General features: G+C 51.8%; 17 protein-coding genes. 8 read left to right on the top strand and 9 right to left on the bottom strand.

Annotation, left to right across the window (positions count from 1 at the left end; genetic code table 11):
• Positions 1-122: 122 nt before the first annotated feature.
• A complete protein-coding gene (locus tag K3T83_RS46510) occupies positions 123-1,172 on the top strand; it encodes a hypothetical protein (RefSeq protein WP_220209964.1) in 1,050 nt (349 codons plus the stop codon).
• A 26-nt stretch (positions 1,173-1,198) separates the two neighbouring features.
• Here K3T83_RS46510 and K3T83_RS46505 read toward each other — a convergent pair whose 3' ends face one another.
• Both K3T83_RS46505 and K3T83_RS46500 read right to left on the bottom strand, forming a co-directional pair.
• Positions 1,199-4,798 (bottom strand): nSTAND1 domain-containing NTPase, encoded by a 3,600-nt coding sequence (locus K3T83_RS46505; protein ID WP_220209963.1) that lies wholly within the window; start codon positions 4,796-4,798, stop codon positions 1,199-1,201.
• Positions 4,799-5,099: 301 nt separating this feature from the next.
• On the bottom strand, positions 5,100-5,543 hold the full coding sequence (locus K3T83_RS46500; protein WP_220209962.1) for a MarR family winged helix-turn-helix transcriptional regulator: 444 nt from the start codon (positions 5,541-5,543) through the stop codon (positions 5,100-5,102).
• Positions 5,544-5,657: 114 nt separating this feature from the next.
• Here K3T83_RS46500 and K3T83_RS46495 point away from each other — a divergent pair, with 114 nt between their 5' ends.
• Positions 5,658-6,611 (top strand): quinone oxidoreductase family protein, encoded by a 954-nt coding sequence (locus K3T83_RS46495; RefSeq protein WP_220209961.1) that lies wholly within the window; start codon positions 5,658-5,660, stop codon positions 6,609-6,611.
• Between the two features lie 276 nt (positions 6,612-6,887).
• Here K3T83_RS46495 and K3T83_RS46490 read toward each other — a convergent pair whose 3' ends face one another.
• The 5 genes from K3T83_RS46490 to K3T83_RS46470 all read right to left on the bottom strand — a co-directional run bounded on the left by K3T83_RS46490 (position 6,888) and on the right by K3T83_RS46470 (position 12,742).
• Positions 6,888-8,192: a sulfatase family protein gene (locus K3T83_RS46490; RefSeq protein WP_220209960.1), complete on the bottom strand. Its 1,305-nt coding sequence runs from the start codon at positions 8,190-8,192 to the stop codon at positions 6,888-6,890.
• A gap of 57 nt (positions 8,193-8,249) precedes the next feature.
• A complete protein-coding gene (locus tag K3T83_RS46485; protein WP_220209959.1) occupies positions 8,250-9,083 on the bottom strand; it encodes a carbohydrate ABC transporter permease in 834 nt (277 codons plus the stop codon).
• A 26-nt stretch (positions 9,084-9,109) separates the two neighbouring features.
• A complete protein-coding gene (locus K3T83_RS46480) occupies positions 9,110-10,018 on the bottom strand; it encodes a carbohydrate ABC transporter permease (protein WP_220209958.1) in 909 nt (302 codons plus the stop codon).
• 332 nt (positions 10,019-10,350) lie between these two features.
• The gene (locus tag K3T83_RS46475; protein ID WP_220209957.1) at positions 10,351-11,703 is read right to left on the bottom strand and encodes an ABC transporter substrate-binding protein; all 1,353 of its coding nucleotides are present in this window, start codon (positions 11,701-11,703) and stop codon (positions 10,351-10,353) included.
• A gap of 40 nt (positions 11,704-11,743) precedes the next feature.
• On the bottom strand, positions 11,744-12,742 hold the full coding sequence (locus K3T83_RS46470) for a LacI family DNA-binding transcriptional regulator (RefSeq protein ID WP_220209956.1): 999 nt from the start codon (positions 12,740-12,742) through the stop codon (positions 11,744-11,746).
• 190 nt (positions 12,743-12,932) lie between these two features.
• On the opposite strand from K3T83_RS46470, the gene K3T83_RS46465 reads away from it, so the two are divergent.
• The 4 genes from K3T83_RS46465 to K3T83_RS46450 all read left to right on the top strand — a co-directional run bounded on the left by K3T83_RS46465 (position 12,933) and on the right by K3T83_RS46450 (position 19,281).
• Positions 12,933-13,472, top strand: coding sequence for an RNA polymerase sigma factor (locus tag K3T83_RS46465; protein ID WP_220209955.1), 540 nt, complete (start codon positions 12,933-12,935; stop codon positions 13,470-13,472).
• Positions 13,469-15,154: a PQQ-binding-like beta-propeller repeat protein gene (locus tag K3T83_RS46460; RefSeq protein WP_220209954.1), complete on the top strand. Its 1,686-nt coding sequence runs from the start codon at positions 13,469-13,471 to the stop codon at positions 15,152-15,154. Before K3T83_RS46465 ends, K3T83_RS46460 begins: the two co-directional genes overlap by 4 nt.
• A 121-nt stretch (positions 15,155-15,275) precedes the next feature.
• A complete protein-coding gene (locus K3T83_RS46455) occupies positions 15,276-16,511 on the top strand; it encodes a right-handed parallel beta-helix repeat-containing protein (protein WP_220209953.1) in 1,236 nt (411 codons plus the stop codon).
• A 118-nt stretch (positions 16,512-16,629) separates the two neighbouring features.
• Positions 16,630-19,281: a winged helix-turn-helix domain-containing protein gene (locus K3T83_RS46450; RefSeq protein ID WP_220209952.1), complete on the top strand. Its 2,652-nt coding sequence runs from the start codon at positions 16,630-16,632 to the stop codon at positions 19,279-19,281.
• Positions 19,282-19,307: 26 nt separating this feature from the next.
• Here the strand turns inward: K3T83_RS46450 and K3T83_RS46445 are convergent, their stop codons facing one another.
• The gene (locus K3T83_RS46445) at positions 19,308-19,496 is read right to left on the bottom strand and encodes a hypothetical protein (RefSeq protein ID WP_220209951.1); all 189 of its coding nucleotides are present in this window, start codon (positions 19,494-19,496) and stop codon (positions 19,308-19,310) included.
• A 197-nt stretch (positions 19,497-19,693) separates the two neighbouring features.
• On the opposite strand from K3T83_RS46445, the gene K3T83_RS46440 reads away from it, so the two are divergent.
• Both K3T83_RS46440 and K3T83_RS56735 read left to right on the top strand, forming a co-directional pair.
• Positions 19,694-20,419 carry a DUF4386 domain-containing protein gene (locus K3T83_RS46440; protein ID WP_220209950.1) on the top strand — a complete coding sequence of 242 codons (726 nt, stop codon included), beginning with the start codon at positions 19,694-19,696 and terminating at the stop codon, positions 20,417-20,419.
• A gap of 320 nt (positions 20,420-20,739) precedes the next feature.
• On the top strand, positions 20,740-21,357 hold the full coding sequence (locus K3T83_RS56735) for a putative quinol monooxygenase (protein ID WP_236065222.1): 618 nt from the start codon (positions 20,740-20,742) through the stop codon (positions 21,355-21,357).
• 107 nt (positions 21,358-21,464) lie between these two features.
• Here the strand turns inward: K3T83_RS56735 and K3T83_RS46430 are convergent, their stop codons facing one another.
• Positions 21,465-22,685, bottom strand: coding sequence for a hypothetical protein (locus K3T83_RS46430; protein ID WP_220209949.1), 1,221 nt, complete (start codon positions 22,683-22,685; stop codon positions 21,465-21,467).
• Between the last annotated feature and the right edge of the window lie 68 nt (positions 22,686-22,753).

Raw genomic sequence — 22,753 nt, 5'->3', positions numbered from 1 at the left:
ATGTTAATTTTCACCACAGGAGCAGAACACCACAGACTGTTTTTAGAAAGAAACAATCTTCTCTTAACACAGGTATGATATGTTTCCCCTGGAGAGAACCATGATATAAGGAGGCTCAGTTTATGGATAGACGTCCCCCATTTACTGGCGACCTGGAATCTACCCCAACCATCCCTAAATGGCCGAAAATGAACAAACCCATAAAAAGGGACTCTGCACTTCTGCAAACGTGGTATCAGCTTACCTCTCCTGCTGCCCCAGGGCCTTCGGCACCTTTCCAGGAGAGGGATTTGTTTCGTCGTGGGCGAACAGGCAGCCAGATTAGTATTGCTCTCTTCTTTATGATTATCATTTCTTTCCCTGCTGCTCTCGCCGGGGTAAACACTATTCTTATCATAACACTCGTCGCTAACTTGCTTATTGTCGCATTTGCATTGGTGTTTAATCGTCTGGGAATGGTGAACACTGCCGGCGTTATGGTCGTACTTGGCGTTGTTGCCGGGCCTATCGCGAATATTTTAACTGCTCCTGGGGGTGTGAATACGAGCGTTCTGCCTATTTTCACTTTCCTGGTGCTACCTTTAATGTGTGCGGTTTCGTTTCTTGCACCAGGATGGGTCTTCGTCGTAGCTGCGGGAAATTGTCTCTTTACCCTCTATGCATTGCGCTTTTTACCTGTCTCAGGAGAGTTGCAGCAGGTACTCAACACGGCATTTCCTGTTGTTGTTGCGCCGATCATCCTCAGCCAGATCATTGTGTCAGTTGTGGCTTTTCTCTGGGTGCAAGGTGCTAAACAGGCCATCTTACGAGCAGATCAGGCCGAGAGAGTCACTGAACTTGTTATGGCTCTGGCCCAACGGGACCATGCTATTGCCCTTCAAAAGACACAATTAGATGCTTCTATTCGACAGATCGAACTGGTGCACGAGCAGGTTGCAAACGGGATTACAACGGCACGTGTCCCGCTTACACAAGATAATGTTCTCTGGTCGATTGGCGGTAAGCTCAATAATTTATTGACGCGTTTTCATCGCTTGCAGATGCAAGTAAATGAGCTTCAGAGGGTAATTGCCTCTCTTCAGCAATCTCAAGAAGAGAGGCAAAGCAGGCATAAGTCAAAGGATACGTCATCAGGAACCACTTCAGAAACGAAGCGATATCCTTCTACTTGATGATGTATGTCATTTCAACAGTAATACTAAGCTGGTTGCCAGCATTCCCACCCGGCAGGACTGTTGTAGTTGACAAGCCGATCAATCGCGTTAGTTACTCTATATCTGGTATCGCAGGCGTTGGCGACGCTCAGGCCAATCGGCAACAAGTTGTGATCTTTCGGCTGACAACTCCAATCATAGGCGGTATGTCGCTCCAGTGGATTGTCATATAACCCCTCATTGATTGAATCTTTTTTACATTGCGCGTCGAAATCTGCTGCATTGTTCCCAAGCGGTCCCAGCCGTTTCAGATTTTTGTAGCATTGCAAGCTGGAAGGATCGAAGTAGTTTGTCAGACGATCAACAATCGTCGCATTATTGTTTGTGTTGCGAAACCACGTTCCACATACCTCTTTCCCGGAGAAATTATGCATGCGCTCATTATTTAACGTAAAACATGAGACCTGGATATCGTTCAACCCCTCTTCATCTATGGAGGCCATTCTCCCAATATTGCCGTAACTGTATTTCTGTTGCTGACAAAATTCATTGATATGGGCCACGCCGAGATAGTTTGCCGTTTGCTCAGGAGGCGTCACCCGGTTTGGAGGTGGGTTGCCAGCAGTAGCTACCCTGTCATCATCGGCAATCTGAATGGTGTCGCCAACGCTCTTTTGTTGACCAGCCGCTTCGTCCCCGTGTTTGTCGGTGCCAGCCGTATTTTGTCCGATATAATATTGTGCTAGTGGCTCCTCTGTGACTACAATATTGCTCAAGACTGCCAGACTCGAAAAGTTATTGTCAGTATCCTTCGTCACTATCAGCCCTCCACCTTTCACACCGGCTGCGTTATCATGAATAATCGAGTCATTGATCGTCGCAAGGCTACCCTGAAGGGCAATACCACCACCATAGTATGCAGAGGTATTGTGAAAAATCTGCGAGGAGAACATATTGAGCGACCCATTCACAACATCGATGCCGCCACCATAATTGTTCGTGATTGTGCTACGGGGCAACTGAGCCTGATTATCGAAAACCTTGCTCTCTACCATCTCAATATGCCCCCCCTGACTATATATTCCGCCACCATTGTTGTAAGCAATATTCCCTGTAATAGCACTATTATTCAGCGTCACGATCCCGAACAGATCGTTAATGGCTCCCCCGTTGCCGCTGGTTTGATTATGTGTGAGCAGAGTGCGATTGAGAATCAGCCGATTATAATTGGCAATGGCTCCCCCGCCCAGACCATAGGATTGATTATCGTTCAATTGGCAATCGGTGAGGGTCAGGATGCCATGATTTGTAATCAGCGAGGCCCGGTGGGTATAACTATGCACAAACGCGATATGGTTAAACGTCACTTCCGTCTTTGACCCGGGAATAGCTATGCCTTTCCCGGTCCGGCCACTGCTGATGCTGATTGTTCCATCCTGCAATCCCTGAACGGTTACTCTTTTCTTCAGGGGGAGATCCTCAGTCAGCTGAATCGTCTGGCCGCTGAGTTGTTGTGAAAAGGTGATGGTTGCACCATCTGGTGCCTGTGCAAGCACTGAACGCAGCGAACCCGGCCCACTATTACTGACAGTGGTAACGGTCGTAGGCGATGGAAAGATGAGATACCCAAACCTCTGGTAGCCAACGACACCTGCAACCAGAGCAACAACCAGCGTTAGAGAGATTGTGGCAAGGAATAACCCGGTCGTGCGTTGTTTCAGTCGCCTCTGCCACCGCAAGCTCTGCTTTAAAAACTCCGTCTCGCTGTGGCTCAATTCGTTTGTTTGTTGATACCGCTGAAGTTGCTCCAACTCGTGATCGGTAGAGAGCAAAGAGCGTTGCTTCGTCTTATCAATCCCACCTTTTTGCCATTGCTGAATACGTGGACGTAAGCGCTGTAAGAAATAGATGTCCTGAAGATCTTCCTCGATCCAATCCTGGAGCCTCTTCCACGCACTGATTAAGACCTCATGGCAGATCTCGTAGGTCGTATCTTCCTGCTCCTGCCCCTGTCTGATAGAGTTGCGCACGATCAGCAAGCGTGCATTGGTAAAGGCCTCAAGCGTTCTATCGCGGATACGCTGGCTGTTTGGATCGTCCAGCAGCAACTCTGCACGGGTCACACGGCGGCTGGTCACGCCCTCGGCGAACTCAATATAAGAGGCATTGTTTTGTACTTCCGCGACATTGATAAAAAAGCTGGTAAAGAGCTTCTTCGCACTCGCACGATGCTGCTCGTCAGGCAAATTGTTGTAGGTAGCATCCGCATGTTTCTCCAACGCTCCCTTTAATCTGCCGATCTCCTCATAACTACGGCGGGTTAAACAACGCCCCTCGCGATGCTCAAATAATTGCGCCAGCGTGAATTGTAGCAGCGGCAGAGCGTCAGGCTGCCTGCGCACATCGTAGAGGAGATCACCAACCAGATCCATCTCAAACGTGACGCCTACATCCTCCAGTTCAATCGGTTTTTCAATGACCTCTCGTAAATCCTGGATACGCATCGGCGGCACTTCCATCCGGTGCGCCTTCATGATCGCAAACAGGTGTGGGTCTTTCAGCACATGATCATAGAAATCCGCTCGCAAGGTGGCAATGATCAACACATTGCTATGAGGTTGGGTGGCGGTGGCAAAAAGCAGTTCGATAAACTGTTTTTGTTGTCCCTCATCAACCGTCGGGGCAAAAAGCTCCTCAAGCTGATCAATGGTAAGGACCAGACGATCCCGCGCATTGGTCTTGATCTGTTGTAGCAATTTATACAACCCCAGCGAAGACTCGTCCAGCGTTTTTTGTACGCTATCCGACGAAAGTTCAAGCGGCAAGGAGTCGCCAATCACTTCACTATTCAGAAACGGACGATTCAACGCGCGTATCAATCCTGCAATTGGTTTATCTCCAGGTCGCACGGGATCGAGAAACAGCCAGCGCTCCACCTCAGCGATCTGTCTTTGCTCGACTGGTACAATCTCCGTATCATGTTGCAACGCTGGCAGCAATCCGGCAAGCACAGTACTGGATTTTCCTGCTCCACTGGCGCTGACCACCAGCATACAGCGAGAATGTTGGCCGTCTTCCTGCTCTTCGGCAATGATACTTCTGATCTGCTGGATCATGCTCTTGACCAGATCATGACGACCAAAGAAATCGCGCGCATCTTTATATTCAAAGGCGTGCAGACCTTTGTATGGATTGCGTGGTATCACAGAAGTAAATCTTTCAATCGGAAGAACCCTGGTTCGGTTACTGAGACGCTTCAGTTCTGTTCCCAGGTTCTCCAGCCCTGGCGTATAAGCGGCCTCTCGCAAATCGATGTATTGTACTCTTGAATAGCCCATCATCACAACCTCAGCCCAGTGTTCGTCACCCTTCACCCATAGGGGCCAGATAGGTCTTTTATACGCATCGGCCAGGTCAAGCTCATGTGCAACAATGCGCGAGGCTCGTGAATCGGGCGAGACCAGATACAGGACTGCCAGAGATCCTTTGATAGCATCTCGTATCTCATCATCCCAGGCTGTTCCAGGAGGAATGCGTTTCAGGTCCATCCATAGGGAGAAGCCTCGTTGTTCCAGATCGGCTTTGAGTCGTAAGGCAACATCATAATCCTGTCTTGAATATGAGATAAAAAAATGCCGTGCCATACAAAACTTCCTGGTTCTACATATATTGAGTCATCTTTGACAAAAGTTGGGCCGCATGTATCATGCTTTTTCACACGCACGTTGCAGTACAGAACAGAGCAAACGTTTGCTCTATTAATAATGACGTAGCGTGAAGCATTTTTTCAAGCATACAGGGGGTCAAAAACGTCCAGTAGATCAACGCCGCTCAAATCAGCATAAACGCATGTCACACCTATGGCTATAAGAGGTTTTTTCATGGTGCGCAGGCTCGACCCCATCTCCAGGTCGTCATGCCCTACAAAACTCTCAGCGCTGCTCTTCAGGAATGTGCCAGAGCATCATCGGCAAAGCGGCGGAGCAACGAAACGAAGGTCTTCCAGTCCTGCTCATCCCACTGAGCAACAATGGGTTGCAGTAGCCTCTCGCGCGCGGCATCCAGAGCATGGGCGATTGCCAGCCCTTCCGGTGTCGCTGCCACCTTGCGTTCCCGCCTGTCGCTGGTGCCAGCATGTCGTGTCACCAGCCCCAGGTGAGTGAGGGTGGCAACCTGACGGCTGACCGTGCTATGATCACGCCCAACCAGCCCGGCCAGCTCCATGATGCCAATAGCGCCGCGACGATCAATCACCACCAGCAAAGGAAACAATGCCCGATCAAGAGATACGCCCGCCTCTCGCAACAGGATGTTATCGCGTTGCGGCTGGTTCATCAACCCGATGATATCGAAGAGGGCGTCATAAAATTGACGATTATCCTGGTTCATATGGGTGTATTATACACGGAGTTCCCTTGACATGTCCAGGTTCTTTCTGTTATGCTAGATACGTGCAAAATACACGGATATTAAAGACATTGAAATATTGAACAGGAGTATATTATGAAAGCAGCTCTCGTTTTGCAAGCCGGACAAACACCGGTATATAGCGATTTTCGCGAACCAGTTCCTTCCGAAGAAGAGAACCTGATTAATGTGACAGCAGCCTCGCTCAGCCATGTAACCAGAGGCATGGCATCAGGTACGCACTACAGCACCTCCGGTCAGGTTCCATTCGTTGTTGGCCTCGATGGTGTCGGGCGGCTCACTGATGGTCGTCGCGTCTACTTTGTGCTGCCAGTAGCTCCTTTTGGCAGTATGGCAGAGCAAACAAAAGTGGAAGCCTCGCACTGTCTTGCCCTGCCCGATGAGCTGGATGATGTGACCGCCGCTGCGATTGCCATTCCCGGAATGTCTTCCTGGGGAGCATTACTGGAAAGAGCGAAGTTTCAAGCGGGCGAAACGGTCCTGGTCAACGGCGCGACCGGGATTTCTGGTCGGCTGGCAGTGCAGATCGCTAAGTATCTCGGTGCCAAAAAAGTGATCGCCACCGGTCGCAATACTGAAGTGCTGAAATCTCTCACCGCTCTGGGTGCTGATGTAACCATTCCGCTCGTCGAGGACGGGGAGGCACTGGAAAAAGCATTCCTGGAGCCATTTCACGAGGGAGTCGATGTCGTGCTTGATTACCTGTGGGGGCCAAGCATGGAGCGGTTGCTGAGAGCAGCGGCTAGAGCGGGAGAAGATGGGGTGCCGATCCGCTGTATCCAGATTGGTTCTGTCAGCGCTTTCAACATTTCGCTGCCCAGCCCTGTCCTGCGCTCCTCTTCTATCGAATTGATGGGCAGCGGCATCGGCAGTATTCCCCCCGATCGGTTCCTCAAGGCTTCTGAAGGCGTACTGCAAGCAGCGGTTCCCGGGAAGTTTCAGATTGCGACCACACCCGTTCCTCTTTCTCAAGTCGAAGCAGCCTGGTCAACAGAGATTGCTCAATCGCGCACGGTTTTTGTGGTTTGAGTGAATCCATACGCAGATGGGTTCCAACCCGCTATCCTCGCGGTCATCTCTGTGTAATCTAGGAGCCTGTAAGCTTTCACAAACAATCTCCTCCAGGGGAGGGCCGAATATGGCAGGGGCGATGGCTGGTCCTCGCCCGAGTGACAATACACGTAATGGGGGCGAAACGGGCGAGGACCAGCCATCGCCCCTGCCATATTCGCATGGTATTCCTCTCCGTCTCAATTGCTGGATGCACCAATCATCGCTTGATTACGACACGTGGAAGGTTGCTCCTCAATCGTCAGCGTCGGCAACAGCAGAAGCCTGCTCGCCAGCTTCGACCATGCGAGCAATGAGCCTCTCCTTGAGATCTTTCACGACACCACGATACTTTTTGCTGCCCGCCAGATTACATAACTCATATGGATCAGCCTCCAGATCATAGAGATAGGTCTCTCTGTAGAAGTCGGAACTGGAATCGTGCCAGCCGTGCTTGTCAGGGGCCACCACGCCATATTTCCACTGCCGCGTGCGAATGGCTCGCCCCACCTGCGATTCGCTGATCTGGATCAACACATCCTCCGGCCAGCTCTCCTCTTCATACCGGACCAGCGGCATCAGGGAGCGTCCCTGCATCGCCTCTGGAACAGGAATTCCCGCCGCATCTAAAAGCGTCGGAGGAATATCGATCAGGCTGACCAGATTTTCCAGACGCCTCCCACCTCGAAAGCCCGGTCCCTGAAACGCCGCCAGCAGACGCGTTGAGCTTTCATGACAGGAACGCTTATACTCGCTATTGCGCGTTTTGAAATGACAGCCATGATCCGAGGTGAAGAGAACGATCGTATTGTCCGTCAGCTCAAGGCTCTTTAATGCGTCGAGCAGGCGACCAAAGGCTTCATCCACCCGTTTGATCTGACCATAATAACCCGCCAGATGTTGCTGCGTCGAGCCGCCAAGCGCCGCCAGATCAGGAGGAACCCAGCCACCTCGGTAGCGTTCCTCATAGCCATCAGGAGCCGGGAAATAGTCCTGTTGATTCTGCTGGTGCGGCTCCAGTTGCGAGATAAAGAGAAAAAACGGCTCATCCTGATGGTCATCGATATAGCGAATAGAGGCATCGACGATCGCATCCACACGGTAGCCCGGCAGTTTGACCGCCTCGTTCTCATTGTTATACACCACCGTATTATATGGCCGAGACGTAAACTCTAGAATATTGGCGGCCAGCCAGTAATCATAGCCTCCACGTTCCTCCACCACAACCGGGTCAGCCGAGCCAAGATGCCATTTCCCAATATAGCCAGTCGCATAGTTGGCCTGACGAAAATAGTGTCCCAGCGTCTTTGCCTGGGCTGGCAGCGGAATATCATTGCGATAACAGCCGCTCGTTGTTGGATAGAGGCCGGTCTGAAGGAGAGAACGCGCTGGACCGCAAACAGGTTGACAGCTAAACATCGAATGGAGATATGTCCCGCTTTGCGCAAAACGATCAAAATTGAGCGTCAATTGCAGGGGATTTCCATGCAGACCAGAGGTATCCCAGCGTTGCTGGTCGGTAAAAAAGACAATCACATTAGGACGGGTACGATCCTTCACGAGACCTTCCTCTCATTGAAAACACTTGACGTTATCAACTCAACGGCCATCAGACCGCTATTTCAAACCACTCAGGCTGATCCCTTTCACAAAGTATCGCTGCAAAAACAGGAACAGCACCAGAATCGGAATAAAGAGCACGACGGCACCAGCCGCCGTATAATTCCACTGGGTGAAGAACTCTTGATTGAAAAGAGTGAGACCAACTGGCATGGTGCGCATCTCTGTACTGTTGACGACGATTAACGGCCAGAGGAACTCATCCCACTGGAAGATAAAGGTAAACAGGCCCAGTGTTGCCAGTGCTGGTTTGACCTGAGGGAGAATAATCTTCCAGTAAATGCCGAATTCTGAGCAGCCATCCAGCCGTGCGGCGTCAATCAATTCAAAGGGCAGAGGTTGAATGAATTGACGCATGAGAAAAATGCCAAAGGCGCTCATCAGAAACGGGGCAATCAATGACTGGTAGGTATCGAGCCAGTGCAGTTGCGCCATGATGATATAGAGCGGGATCATACGCACAAAGAATGGGATCATGAGCGTGCCCAGAATCAGCAAAAAGATCACGTTCTTGAGCGGGAAACGAAATTTGGCAAAGACATATCCCGCCAGCGGATCAAAAAACAGGTGTGACAGCGTAATCACGCCCGCAACGATGACGCTATTCAGAAAGAAGCGCGCAAAGGGTGCTTTTTGCCAGATGGCGAGAAAGTTCTGCCATTGTGGGTCCGTTGGAATGAGGACTGGTATACCGGCAAAGATCTCTTTATCGCTTTGCAATGCTAACGAGAGCATATACAAAAGCGGTAAGATCGCAATCGCCGACAGCAGTACAAGCACGATATAGATGGCACTATGAGCAAGCATCTTGCCCAGCCTGAGTTGTTGCATCTTTCTCTCCTTTCCCTGTAGCGTTATTAGTACTCGGTCGCCTTATTCCCGACACGCATTTGAATCAACGTCAGCACCAGAATCACCAGAAACATCAGGAAAGAGAGCGCCGATGCATAACCGAGATTGTTCTCGTTAAAGGCCACGTTATAGACATGAAACACATAGAAACGTGTCGCATCAGCCGGGCCACCCTGCGTAATGACAAATGCCTGCGCAAATGCCTGCAAGCTGTTAATGACGCCGATGATGACGACAAACAGCGTCGTCGGGGCCAGCAGGGGCAGGGTCACAAAGCGAAATCGTGCCAATCCTCCGGCCCCGTCCACATGGGCCGCTTCATAATATTCGCGCGGAATCCCTTGCAGGCCAGCCAGAAACAGCACCATTGTATAGCCCACGCCTTGCCAGATGGTAATCCCGATCACAGCCGGTAACGCTAATTGATAATTGGTCAACCAATCCTGAGCAGGCAGGCCAAACGTGATGAGCAGCCGGTTGAGAATGCCGATCTGCGGATCGAGAATATTGCGCCACATCAATCCGACAATGATCATCGAGGTCATATAGGGAACCATGAAGATCGCGCGAAAGACCACTCGCCCTCGCAGTGGTAAATCGAGCAGGAGCGCCAGAGCCAGGCCAATGATGACGTTGAGCAGCGTCACCCCGGCGGCAAAGAGCAGCGTCACCTTGAATGTTTCCCAGACCCGCGCATCCTGAAAAGCCTGAACATAATTCCCCAGGCCAACGAAGGCCGTTGTGCTTTGCATGCTCGCCCAGAACTCAAGCACGATAGGATAGAAAAAGAAAACGGTGAAGTAGATGAGTGCCGGCGCAAGGAAGATATACGCTATCATGGCCTGACGACTTGCCAGCCCGACGCGTACGGTGCGCCGTGCATTCGTGCTATCCTGTGCAACGATAAGTCCCATAAAATCAACTCCCCTCACTTAGACTCAATAAACCCCGTCGTAGTCGAGCGTTAATTGGTGCATTCAACAAATCCTCCAGGAAGAGAAAGCTCCCCGCACCCGTAGCGACAAGGGGTGGCGTGGAGGGGTCTTGGCGGGGGCCTTGCGCTTGTCGCCCTCGCTTTTACGGCGAGACAAGCGCAAGGCCCCCGCCAAGACCCCTCAACCGCCCCTTGTCGCTACGGGAGACCCAACATCCTCTGTGCCCCTAGCCATTCTCTCCTTCCATCGTCAGATGCACCAATAATGAAGATGAACCAAATAATCCAGGAACGCTCCACATGTTGTTCAGATTAACTGGAGAGTTGTTTGTTGCCAGTCGCGACAAAATCTTTCAGCGCTTGTGAAGCAGGCACCTGCTTATAAATAACATCCTGATAGGCTTTGTTATAGAGATCGGTTACGGCCCCGGATTTGCCCGTCTTCTCCAACTCGCCACCTGCGAATTGAGCATACTGTAAGCCCTGAGCAAACGGAGCGATCATCGGCAGTTTTTGCGTCTCGGGATGCTGACCCCAGGATTTGCGCGGCATCGTCATACCTGCCTCTTTGGTCGCCGCAACCTCCACATCGAGCGCAACCAATCGCTTCAATAATTCCCAGGCCAGATCGGGATTTTTCGCATCTTTGGGGATCATCAGGCTGGTCCCTGCGGCATAGGTAGCCTGCGTTTTATGCTTCAACGCCTGAGCAATGCCCAGAGGGAAGTTTGCATCTGCAGTCACAATTGGCTTGATATCCCAGGGGCCGGTCAGGATGAATGCGGCTTTGCGGGCAGAAAGGAGCTTTTGCGGGCCATCATAACTGCCGGTCGCAACCGGAGCCGGCGCGACTTTATACTTGTGAATCAGATCTGACTGGAACTGGAGCGCCTGATACGCCGCATCATTATCCATGGCGATCACTTTTTTCGCGGGATCGTATTCACGCACACCATTCTGTAAATACCAGGACCAGGAATAGCTCGCATCTTGATTCAGAGCGCACCCGTAGACGCCATTGCTCGTGAGAGCCTGACAGGTTGCCAGCAGCTCCTCCCAGGTCGTCGGCACACTTTTGCCGCTTTTTTGCAGCATCTCCTTGTTATAAAAGAGCAGCGAGCAGGTCAGATGCAACTGGACACCGTACACTTCCCCATTCACTGTATTGCGTTGGACCGTGTACTCCTGCCAGTCATCCGGAAAACCGATACTCTTACCGTCCTTATCAACATATTGCTGTAACGAACGCAGTTTCCCGGCAATACCAAACTCCTGCACCCAGCCGCCTGGTTCCTCGATGAGATCAGGAACATCGCCAGCAGCAAAATTCGCCAACACTTTTGTGCGCATATCGGGCCACTGATACTGCTCTAGCTTGACCTTCCATCCAGCGTGGTCCTGCTCGAACTTATCAATCACCTGCTGATAACTCTTGTAAGCGTGGCCGGGATTCCAATAGACACGCAATGTCTTTGTGGAAGAAGAGGAGGAGGAGTCAGAAACAAGACTTCCAGTACCACCACAGGCCGAAAGAAAAGCCGGGGCAGCAAGGGCCGCTGAGGTCAGAGCACCTCCAAGCTGCAATGCCTTACGTCGAGAGATGCGCTTGTCTTGATGAACTGTATTGCTGTCTTTTGCACTATTGGGGAGATCAAGGTTGCTCATGAGAGAATACCTCCATGTTCTGGCATCAATGCACCGGACATTAAGCTGATCCACGAAGAATCAGCTTCCATTGTCGTAAAAGAACTCGCTCCTGCTGATCTGGATTGCGCAGACGATCAAACAGGAACTCGGCAACATCTGAGAAATCAAGAGAGACAGGGCCAACCGTCGTTAAAGGGGGAACTGTAATTTCACCTTCAGCGATATTGCCCGCTCCGATAATGGCGATATCATCCGGGATACGCAATCCTCCATCCCGTATTGCCCAGATTGCTGAGATCGCTGCAACATCAGAACCGGCAAAGATCGCATCTGGCCTGTCCTTCAGTTTCAACAATTTCAGCGTTTCTTGATACGCTATCTGGCGATCTCCACACCCTTCAACCACAAAGCGTTCATCCAATGGTAGATTGTGATCGCGTAGCGCTCGTTGATAGGCCGCATACCTCGTTCCACGTGTATCACCCCCAAGAAAACAGACAATCTTCCGATATCCCTTTGTGGCAAGATAACTGACCGCCTCGTAAAAAGCATCTTCCTCAGTGGTGCGCACCACATCAACGTTTTTGCCTTGAATATAGTTGTCGAGCACCACAACGGCGATCCCCATTGCCGACAGTTGCGCCAGTTCCTCGCTTTCCCAATCGCCATGAAGAGCAATCACCCCATCGGCTAAACGATGCTGTAACGCTCCCAGCACCTTTCGCTCTTTCTCGCGTGTGCCAGTTAAAGAAAGAATGACCGTATATTGATAGCGCTCCGCCACTGCTTCGATGTCCTGACAGAACGCTTCATAGTAAGGAACGCCCAGGCGGGGCAACACCACACAAATGCGCTCCGTGCGCTGCCGCCGCAGATGGCGTGCCACATGGTTGGGCGTATATCCCAGCTCGCTCACAGCCTGTAAGACCTTCTGGCGCGTGGCTTCACTGATCGTTTTATTGGCTTGCCGCCTACCGTTCAAAACGTACGACACGGTCGCGATTGAGACGCCTGCATAGCGTGCAACATCCTTCAGGGTTGGGACAGTAGTATCCATTCTTGCCTCTGGGTTAAACGTTTCACCTTTCGTAAGAAAATAACATATACTCATGCGCCCTGTCAAGGTTGTGAAAGGATGCTCAAAGCAGTACTAGTGATAGTAGCCGCTCCACATGAACTTGCAACATTTTTCGCGTCTGATGCGATGTGGTTAGTGAGATCTCATCTATGTAGAGGAATAGGTAATTATGTTTTCTCAACAACAGCCAACAACCGAAGATGTACTGACGGACAGGCTCTATGAGCGCCATGCCGCAGCTATCTTTACCTACCTGCGGCAACATACCCGTTCGCGTGAAGATGCAGAAGACATTCTGGTGGATACGTTTCTCGCAGCCATTGAGAATGAGCAGTTTGCACAACTCTCGGAGCAGGCACAAGTGGCGTGGCTCTGGCGCGTCGCTCGCAACAAAGTCGTTGACTCTTTCAGGCGGGCCTCCGTTAGACGCGGTGTTCCATTAGAATTGGTAGCCGAAACCCTATTGGAAGACGAAGCTCGTAGCCCTGAACAGACTGTTGTGCGACAGGATCTCGTGAGAAGTCTGCTGACACGACTCTCTCCTCTGCAACAGGATGTGATGTGGCTCCGCTTTGGCTATAACCTGCGCAGTGCGGAGATCGCATCCATCTTAGGCAAACAAGAATCGGCAGTGCGCACGATGCTTTCACGGACCATCAATCATCTGCGTGCCGCTTACAAACGAATAGAAGGAGGAACGGAGCAATGAGAGACAACGAACAGCTTTTCAAACCAGAAACCGTCGATGAACAGATTGAGCAATATGCTAGCGCTGAGGCTTCCGATCAAGATGCGGCATTTGATGTGCAGCTTATGCAAACGCTTCAGCACATCTATCGATCTGATGTTTCGGCAGAGGATCGGGCTTCGCTGGCTCGTGCCAGAGAGCGCATCACCAGCAAAAAAGCTGTCGTGCCTCCTTCCTCCACACCAGAAGAGACGAACGTCTTCCCATTTCACAACCCAAAGAGCGCAGTCGGGCAGCAAACTCATCAAAGGAAACCATCAGCTTTCAGTAGAGCATTGAGTTTGATGGCTGCAGTCCTGATACTTGGCCTTATCTTAGGAAGTTGGGCCGTTGTGACCCATCTGGCAAAACAACAAGAGCAAAAACAACCTGTAGCTACGAACGGCGGCCTGGATGGGACGCAGCAAAATCTCTATATTGGGCGCAATCACATGGTCTATAAGCTTGATGGGCGCACAGGCAAAATGATCTGGCAGGCACCACTGGACCCCAAAGCGCAGGAGCTTACAGGGGGCATGCATGTGCATGTTTTTGGTGGCGTGGTCTACGTCATCATGAGCCGCGATATCTATGCCCTTAATGCTCGTACAGGCCAAGAACGCTGGCACACGCGCCGAAACGATGGCTATAGCTATGCTTATGATGCAGTCTCAGATGGCAGGATTTACCTCTATGGTTTTGGAGCAAATGAACCGGGGACTTTTTCCGCCGTCAGCACTCAGAATGGCGCTGAGTTATGGCACAATAAGACGTTTCATACTGGTCGAGGTCAGTGGTTCTTTGTAGTTCATGGCACACTCTATGTCCTCTCAGACCAGGAAAACTTCTATGCCTTTGACGCAGCTACGGGCGTGGAGCACTGGCACTTTACCAGTCCACACAGGCCGAGTTTCTCCCAGGAGCCTGTGGTAGAGCATGGCATTGTGTACTTCAGTATGGGGATAGGGAATCGTCTCGTTGCATTAAATGAACAAACCGGGCGGCTCGTCTGGCAGCAACAGATACCAGCGGACTATGTTTTCTCCTCATTCCAACTCGTCAACGGCATTGTGTACGCCAGCTCATCGCAGCAAGTTGAGAAAGATCAGAAACAGTACGAACAAAGTCAAAAGATATCTGCATTTGACGCAAAAACGGGAGCTATCGTGTGGGCTTCACCTCCAGGATATACCATGCTCGATGGGAATTCTATCGCTGCTGGACTGCTCATCGCTCAGGGAAAACACAGTGGCGTTCTGACGTTAAATGCTTTTCGAGTAAAGGATGGAACGTTAGCCTGGCAAATGAATGATCCTTGTTCACCAAATAAGTGTTTTGGCGGTACGGTATACATGGTGAATGGAACAGGTTATCTATTCGAGTTGGAAAGTGCAAAGACCGACATCCCTGTTAAAATCAAGTCCTTTGATTGGCAGAGTGGCAAGCTCCTGGCGGAGAAACCAACCATTCTTACTTCGACTTCCATCGGAATGAGTAACGGAATTGTATACCAGCAGGCGTCAACGGTAAGTGGAAGCGGGAAGAATCAGAAGTTTACCGATAGCGTGTACGCGATTCGGCTTTCGGATGGTTCGGTACTCTGGCAATATAGTCCGAAAGATGCGGGAAATGGTATGAATGCACCTGACATACTGGCACCTTAACGCGAGTTTGTCCCTTATCAGTACCTTCCATGATTGATGCACCTGGCAAATGGCGGCTTTCTCTCCACCATTTGCCAGGTGCACCAGTGATGTTTCTACGTATATTGAAAAAGAGTAAAAGATGCGAAATTTGAAAAACAGACCGAAGAGGTTTTATCTTGCAGGCAGTCTCGTTTTGATCGCCTTGCTCCTTGCAGGTTCGATGATCGTCCTGGCATTCCGCTATCTATCGGGGGGAAATGAGGCTCCACCGGTCAAGGGAATCGTGGGGAACGGCTCTCAACACTACATCACGCCTCGTCCCGGAAGCAACGCTCTCTATGTCTCTCCTTCGGGCAATGACAACCATAATGGATCTGAGGCTCAGCCATTTGCCACCATCCAGAAAGCGGCTGATGTCGTCAAGCCGGGAACTATCGTGTATGTACTCCCTGGCACCTATAATGAAGATGTCGTGGTCGAGCATGACGGCACCGCCAAGGCGCGCATCGCCTTTGTCTCGCTGAAGCAATGGGCCGCGAAGATCAAAACGACGAACGATGACGTTCCCTGGACCACAAAGGCTGACTATATTGACATCATCGGCTTTGATATCAGCAGCGATGGGGCGCGCGATGGTCTGGTGAACTGGGGTTCATTTACCCGCACGATTGGGAACCGCATCCATGACATTCCCGGCACTTGTGATAAGACCGGCGGCTCAGGGATGACCGATACCAATTATACTGCGCATGATAACGATATTATTGGCAATGTCGTCTTTCACATCGGCGATACGTACCCCAAGATGTGCGAGTATGTGCATGCGATCTACCATTCTAATGCGCGGGGGCATATCGTCAACAATATTGCCTATGATAATGCTGGTGTCGGGATCAACCTGTGGCATGCTGCAACCGATACAATCATTTCTAACAATCTCGTCTTTGGGAATAAAGAGCATGGCATCAGCATAGGAACCGAACCAAAGGACAATGATGGCGATGATGGAGATCATTTCATCGTCACCAATAATATCAGCATCAATAACGGGATTCTAGGTATGCGAGAACGCAAGGGCGTTGGTTCGCACAACCAGTTCTCGCATAATATCGTTTACGGCAATGGCAGAGCTGCCTTTGGTGATGAATCATATGAGTGGCCTTCTGCGGTTGATACAAAGGACGTGGATACAATCACTAAAGAAGTCATGTTCGTCTCTTTCCAGGCAGATGGCACCGGAGACTACCATTTGCAAACGGGCAGTTCAGCTATTGACGCGGGTATCGCTCTTGGGGCACCCACTACAGATTTTGATGGCAATCCACGACCAGAGGGAAAAGATTATGATATCGGGCCGTTTGAGTATCAGAAGTGATTTCCACTTTGTCGTTGCCTCCACCTTCCCATCTCGCTCCGTATCGGCTATACTTGCAGTGGACCTCTAAATTCACTTTTTATTCTCATATGAACCGCCGGGGGGAAAAGCAGCAGACATGCCTACGCCCATTCTCACCACGAAACTGTATCTTCCCCGGCTTCGGCCCAACGTGGTCCGCCGCCACCGCCTCATCGAGCAGCTCAACGAGGGACTACATCGCAAACTGACCCTCATCGCAGCCCCCGCCGGCTTTGGGAAAACCACGCTCATTAGCGCATGGGCTGCCATCATCGAGCGGCCGACCGCCTGGCTCTCCCTGAGCGAAGGGGAGAACGACCCTACCCGCTTTCTGGCATACCTCGTTGTGGCGTTGCAGATGATCGCAGACAGGATTGGAGAAGGGGTATTGAGCGCGCTCCAATCAAGCCAGCCACCGCCCCCCGAAGTGGTACTGACGACCCTCCTCAATGAACTGACGACACTACAAGACCCGTTTATCCTCGTCCTGGACGACTTTCACGTGATTGATGCCAGAGCGGTTCACGAGGCGCTCGCTTTTCTCGTCGAGCACCTCCCCCCACACATGCACGTGGTCATCGCCACGCGTGAAGACCCACAACTGCCTCTGGCCCGTCTGAGAGCCAGAGATCATGTGACCGAAATCCGCGCCGCCGATTTGCGTTTTACTCCTTCAGAAGCCACGACCTTCCTCAATCAGGTGATGGGCCTCACTCTTTCAGACCAGGACATCGCTGCCCTGGAAAGGCGTACTGAAGGCTGGATTGCTGGCTTGCAATTCGCCGCACTTGCCTTGCGGGGACGCCAGGACACGACCCGCATCATCACTTCGTTCACCGGGGGCCACCATTTCGTGCTGGACTACCTTGTGGAAGAAGTCCTTGAACAGCAGGAGGCTCACATCCAGACGTTCTTGCTGCGCACCTCCATCCTTGAGCAGTTGTCAGGTTCCCTGTGTGATGCCGTTGTGCTCGACTCCTCCCATTCCGGGCAGGCAATCCTGGAACATCTCGAACGCGCCAACCTTTTCATCGTCCCTCTGGACAACGAGCGGAGGTGGTATCGGTATCACCACCTCTTTGCTCAATTGTTGCGAAAGCTCCTGCAATCAACAACTGCCTCATCTACGAGTGGTGAGGTTCCCCTCATCACAGCATTGCATCAACGCGCCAGCGTATGGTATGAAGAACATGGCCTGGAACTGGAAGCGTTTCATCACGCGGTAGCCGCCGCTGATCTTGACCGTGCCGCCGGCCTGGTGGAAGGCAAGAGCATGTCTCTACCCTTTCCTGGAGCGGTCGCCCCTGTGCTCTCCTGGCTGGAATCGCTAGAAACTGCGGAACTGGACGCCAGACCCTCATTGTGGGTAGTGTATGCTTCGGCTCTCTTGTTTGTCGGCCACAGTATCGCCTCTATCGAAGAGAAGCTCCAGGCCGCAGAAGCCGCACTACAAGGCACGGAGCCGGACGATAGAACCCGAGATCTGATCGGACAGATTGCCTCTATGCGGGCCACGCTAGCGGTCATGCAACACGATGTTGAGACCATCATGGCCCAGTCGCGCCGTGCCTTGAAGCATCTGCATCCTCACAACCTGCCTCTCCGTACTGCCGCCACCTGGACGCTAGGGTACGCCTATCAACTGCAAGGAGACCGCGCAGCGGCAAGCAGGACTTATAGCGAAATCATCGCCAGCGAGAAGTCGTCCGGGGATTCTATCTACACCATAGCGGCTACGCTTAGTCTGGGCCAGGTCCAGGAAACAAACAACCAGTTGTCTCTGGCGACACAGACCTACCGACGCGTCCTGCAATTAGCAGGTGATCCGCCGCTATCGATTGCCTGCGAAGCATATCTCGGGTTGGCTCGCATTCTCTATCAGTGGAACGACCTGGAAGCATCCTGGCAGCATGCACAACAATGCGTCCAAATGACGCAGCAAGTAGAAAGCATCGATACTTTTGCTTCGTCTACGCTGTTGCTCGCCCGTCTAAAACTGGCCCAGGGAGATGTGGATGGAGCCGCTACGATTCTTGATGAGGCCGAAGCGTTTGTACGGCAGCATCACTTTGTCCATCGGATGGCCGATGTTGCTGGCGCACAGGTGATGCTTTTGCTTCGCCAGGGAAAGCCTGCGGTAGCTGCAAAGCTGGCTCAACAGCACCAACTGCCCCTCAGTCAAGTCCGGGCCCATCTAGCTCAGGGAGACCTATCCACAGCGCTGACAGTACTCTCTCCCTGGCGTCGGCAGACAGAAGCAAAGGAATGGCAGGATGAACGGCTCCAGACGATGGTGCTTCAGGCGCTCGTTCTCCAGGCACATGGCAAACAGGAACAGGCGGTGCAGGTGCTTTGTGATGCGCTGGCGCACGCCGCGCCAGAGGGCTTCATCCGTATTTTTATCGACGAAGGGCAACCAATGGCGCGCCTTTTGTCGCTAGTAGAGGCTACCGGGAGGATGCCGAACTATATCGGGGAGTTGCTTGCTGCATGGAAAGCAGAGGAGCACAAGAGCGAAGCTTTCTCATATCCGTCCCCACCAACCCAACCTCTCATCGAGCCTCTCAGCCGACGCGAGGTAGAAGTCCTCCAGCTCATTGCGCAGGGCCTCTCGAATCAGGAGATCAGCGAGCAGCTTGTCCTCGCCCTGGAAACGGTGAAAGGATACAATAAGAACATTTTCGGCAAACTGCAAGTCCGACGACGTACAGAAGCAGTCGCCCGTGCACGCCAGCTTGGTCTGTTGTAACTCTTTCTTGCAGCCCAAGCTATGAGTCATCCCGGCCTTTTCGCCGTGGCTCTCGCACGCCTCAGCGCCTTTGGCGCTTCGTCCCGATTGAGGAGGGGTGGTGGCTGGAGGCAGGCACAGCCTGCCTCCAGCCACCACCCCTCCTCAATCAGCGAGCCGCTGCGCGGCGAGCAGTACGGGTCGAGGTCGCCGCAAAAAAATCCGGGATGATTCATAGTTTGCTCAATACCCCCCTTTCGGGTCTCTTCGCCACCACTCTCAATACCCCCCTTTCGAGGCTCTCTGTGAACACTGCCATAGAACTATACTTCAGAAGGATCAAGGAAGCGACACAAACAAAGATGATCGACTACAACTTTAGAGAAGTATGATTCAATACAAATGCAGCAGATATTCAATAAAAGGGAAAACAATGAAGATCAAAGAAGAAATGAACACCTATAGAACAACTGCAACCGTCGTGGGGATAGTGTACCTCGCGGGATTTGTTGTCGGCCTCGCGGGGACCGGACTCATTCAATCCACTCTTGGTGCGCCTGATTACCTTTCCACAGTTTCCGCAAAGAGCATAATGCTCGCCGGCGGCGCGATCCTCTGGCTGATGGCCGCAGCTGGCGACGCCGCTCACGGCATTCTGATGCTCCCAGTTCTCAAACCACACAGCGAACGTCTCGCCAGCGGCTACCTTGCATCCAGAATCATCGATAGCGTCTTTCTTAGCATCCACGTTCTCTTCGTGCTCCTTCAAATACCAATCGGGAGCGCGTACCTGAAAGCTGGAGCTCCCACCACGTTCTCCCTGCAAGCCCTGAGCACGATATTCATCCAGGCGATTCCATATGTTGACGGTCTCGGCTGGATCGCGCTTGGACTCGCCGGTTTGATGCTAAACTACCTGTTTTACAGGGCGCGATTGGTTCCTCGCTGGATAGCTATCTGGGGCCTTGTTGGATACGCGATCATTTGTTGCGGGATGGTCTCAGAACTCATGGGGACCGGTCTGGGTCTGGTTTCCGAGCTTCCGGGCGGCCTGTGGGAGGTGTTTGTAGGGGGATGGCTGATTGTGAAGGGCTTCAATGCTTCGGCGTTCACTTCTCAGACTACAGGAACCAACCAGCCAGCAGCAGCTAATTCGTGAAGAGTGCTCATAACAACATTGGATACCCCCGGACGATAGTGTTCGGGGTATCTTCATCTTACACAAATGGACCAGGAAAGTTCCGATCATTGAAGGCGGAGATGAATTGGCTTTCCTTATATACAGAGCACGATTAATAACCCGCCAACGCAGGTGTAGTTTTACACTTGGTCATCTCTTCTTCTCCAGATATACTCTTCCCTGTCGATAGAAAAATAACTGGTCGCGCAGAGCGGCCTGTATGAGAGCGTGTCTGGGAGCGGGGATCATGAGGGGCACGAGTGGGAATCAGACACGCGCTGAGAAAAGGAGATACATATATGATTGCTGTTGCAGATATCATTCGCCTACAGGTAAAAGCTGGAAACGAGGCAATAGTCGAACGCGGCCTCCAGGAAAATCTCGCACGCGTGCAGCTTGAACCGGCGACGCTTGCCTGGTTCGCACTCCGCTTTGATGCCTCAACATTGGGAACTTTCGCCATCTTCTCCAATGAGCAGGGGAGACTTGCCCATTACTCGGATGAGATCGTAGCCCGCCTGGAACGTGCAAACACTCTCCTCGCACAACCCCGCACCGTAGAGCAGGTTAACATCCTGACGGCCAAGCTGCCTCAAGGGGAAAACAACGTCACAGTTGGGCTGCTGACTCGATACGAGGCCCGGCCCGGCAAAGAGGAGAAGCTCGAACGTGGTATACAGGCTGCGTTGGCAGTCATCCAGCAGGAGCCAGGAACCACCGCATGGTTTCCTTTCCGCCTGGGATCTTCCACATTTGGCGTCTTTGATGTCTTTCCAGACGAGGAAGCGAGAGAGGCTCATCTCTCGGTCGGCTCGGCGCGGCTCCGAGAGAGAGCTACTGACCTGTTTGAAGCATCTCTGACCTTCGAGAAAGTTGATGTGTTTGCGGCAAAGCTCCCACGATCAGAAACCGTTTGAGAAAGGCATTGGGAGAGCACAACAACAATAATTTACTGTGCTCTCTCAATGTTGCCTCGTTTGCCCCGTTGATAACAACGATGCAAAAAGATCTTCAAGCAACAATGCTAGGGTAATTTATATTTCGCCTTCACATACTTTTCCACGAAGCCACCGCCAATAATAATGGCTTGCCCCCCTGCGGTTTGAGCAAAGACGTTAAATGGAAACCCGAATTTTCTCACGGCCATCCCCCCAAAACCGGCAGCAATCCCACCTAAGATGAAGGTTGACCAGAGCCAGCCTTTGCTAAGCAATGAAGGATAGATATCATTTGCGGCCCCTATAAGAGAACCAACAATTGCTTGACCATACCAGGTATTCGCATGTCGGACAAACTCGTAATAATATCTACGCATAGCAGTAATATCTTGCTCGCTTTTGAGCTGATCCGACATCGCAAGAAAAACTTCGTTGATTGTATCTAATCTTGCAATACCCTCATTTGGCCGGAGTGGAGTGTCGCCCATATACGTAAGCTCCTCCATATCTCTCTTCATATTTGCGAAGATATCGAGCACCTCACGTTGCCGTTGCGGGTCTTCAGTAATGCCTAAAGCTTTGAATAATCGATCAGTATTGATTCCTAAATCAGGAGAATCGACAGGAGTATCGTCCTGGTGGTTTGTGTGACCTTCGGGGGGTAGCTCACTTCTGGGGATCATCTCAATGATCACATGATCGCCTGATCTGGTGCCACCCAGCGATTCGACAGAGGGTGAAGATCGTTCGGGCAATGAGAGAGGTCTGGCGGGAAGATCGAGGCTGCCAGCCGATGGAGCCAGGTCAGGCAATGAACGAAACTCACGGAGTGGGCGTGAACCACGCCCTTCCAATGATTGAGACCCGAGACGGTGGAAGTCTAACAGATTGCCCTGCGATTTGCCAGCCGATGTAGGATCTAGCCCTTCCAATAGATGAGGAGAAGACCCATAGATGTTACGGAACACGTCTGATAGATCGCCTTGCGATCCGCCAGCCGATGGAGAAGCTAGCCCTTCCAATGCGTGAGGAGACATGGAAAGGGGCTGGCGAATGTCCGTTGCGTTACTTTGTGCTCCGCCAGCAGCCGATGAAGAAGCTAGCCCTTCCAATGATCGAGAGCCGGAAAGGGGACGAATGAAATCTAAGTGGTCGCTTTGTGGCCTGGCAGCCGATGAAGAATTTAGTCCTTCCAACGATTGAGATCTGGAAAGGCGGCGGCGGAGGTCTGGCTGGTTGCTTTGTTGTGACCCGACGGTGGGTACATCAGACCTGCTCGATGGTCGAATCTTAGACCGAAGTTCCATAGAATGATATCCCCTTCTAGATTACGATTTCTGGCCTTGTTTGCTTAGAGGATGACATCGTTGTCATT

The organism is Reticulibacter mediterranei (assembly GCF_016587455.1).
The sequence above is the reverse complement of the archived record's forward strand: the minus strand, read 5'-3'. Positions and strand labels throughout refer to the sequence as shown.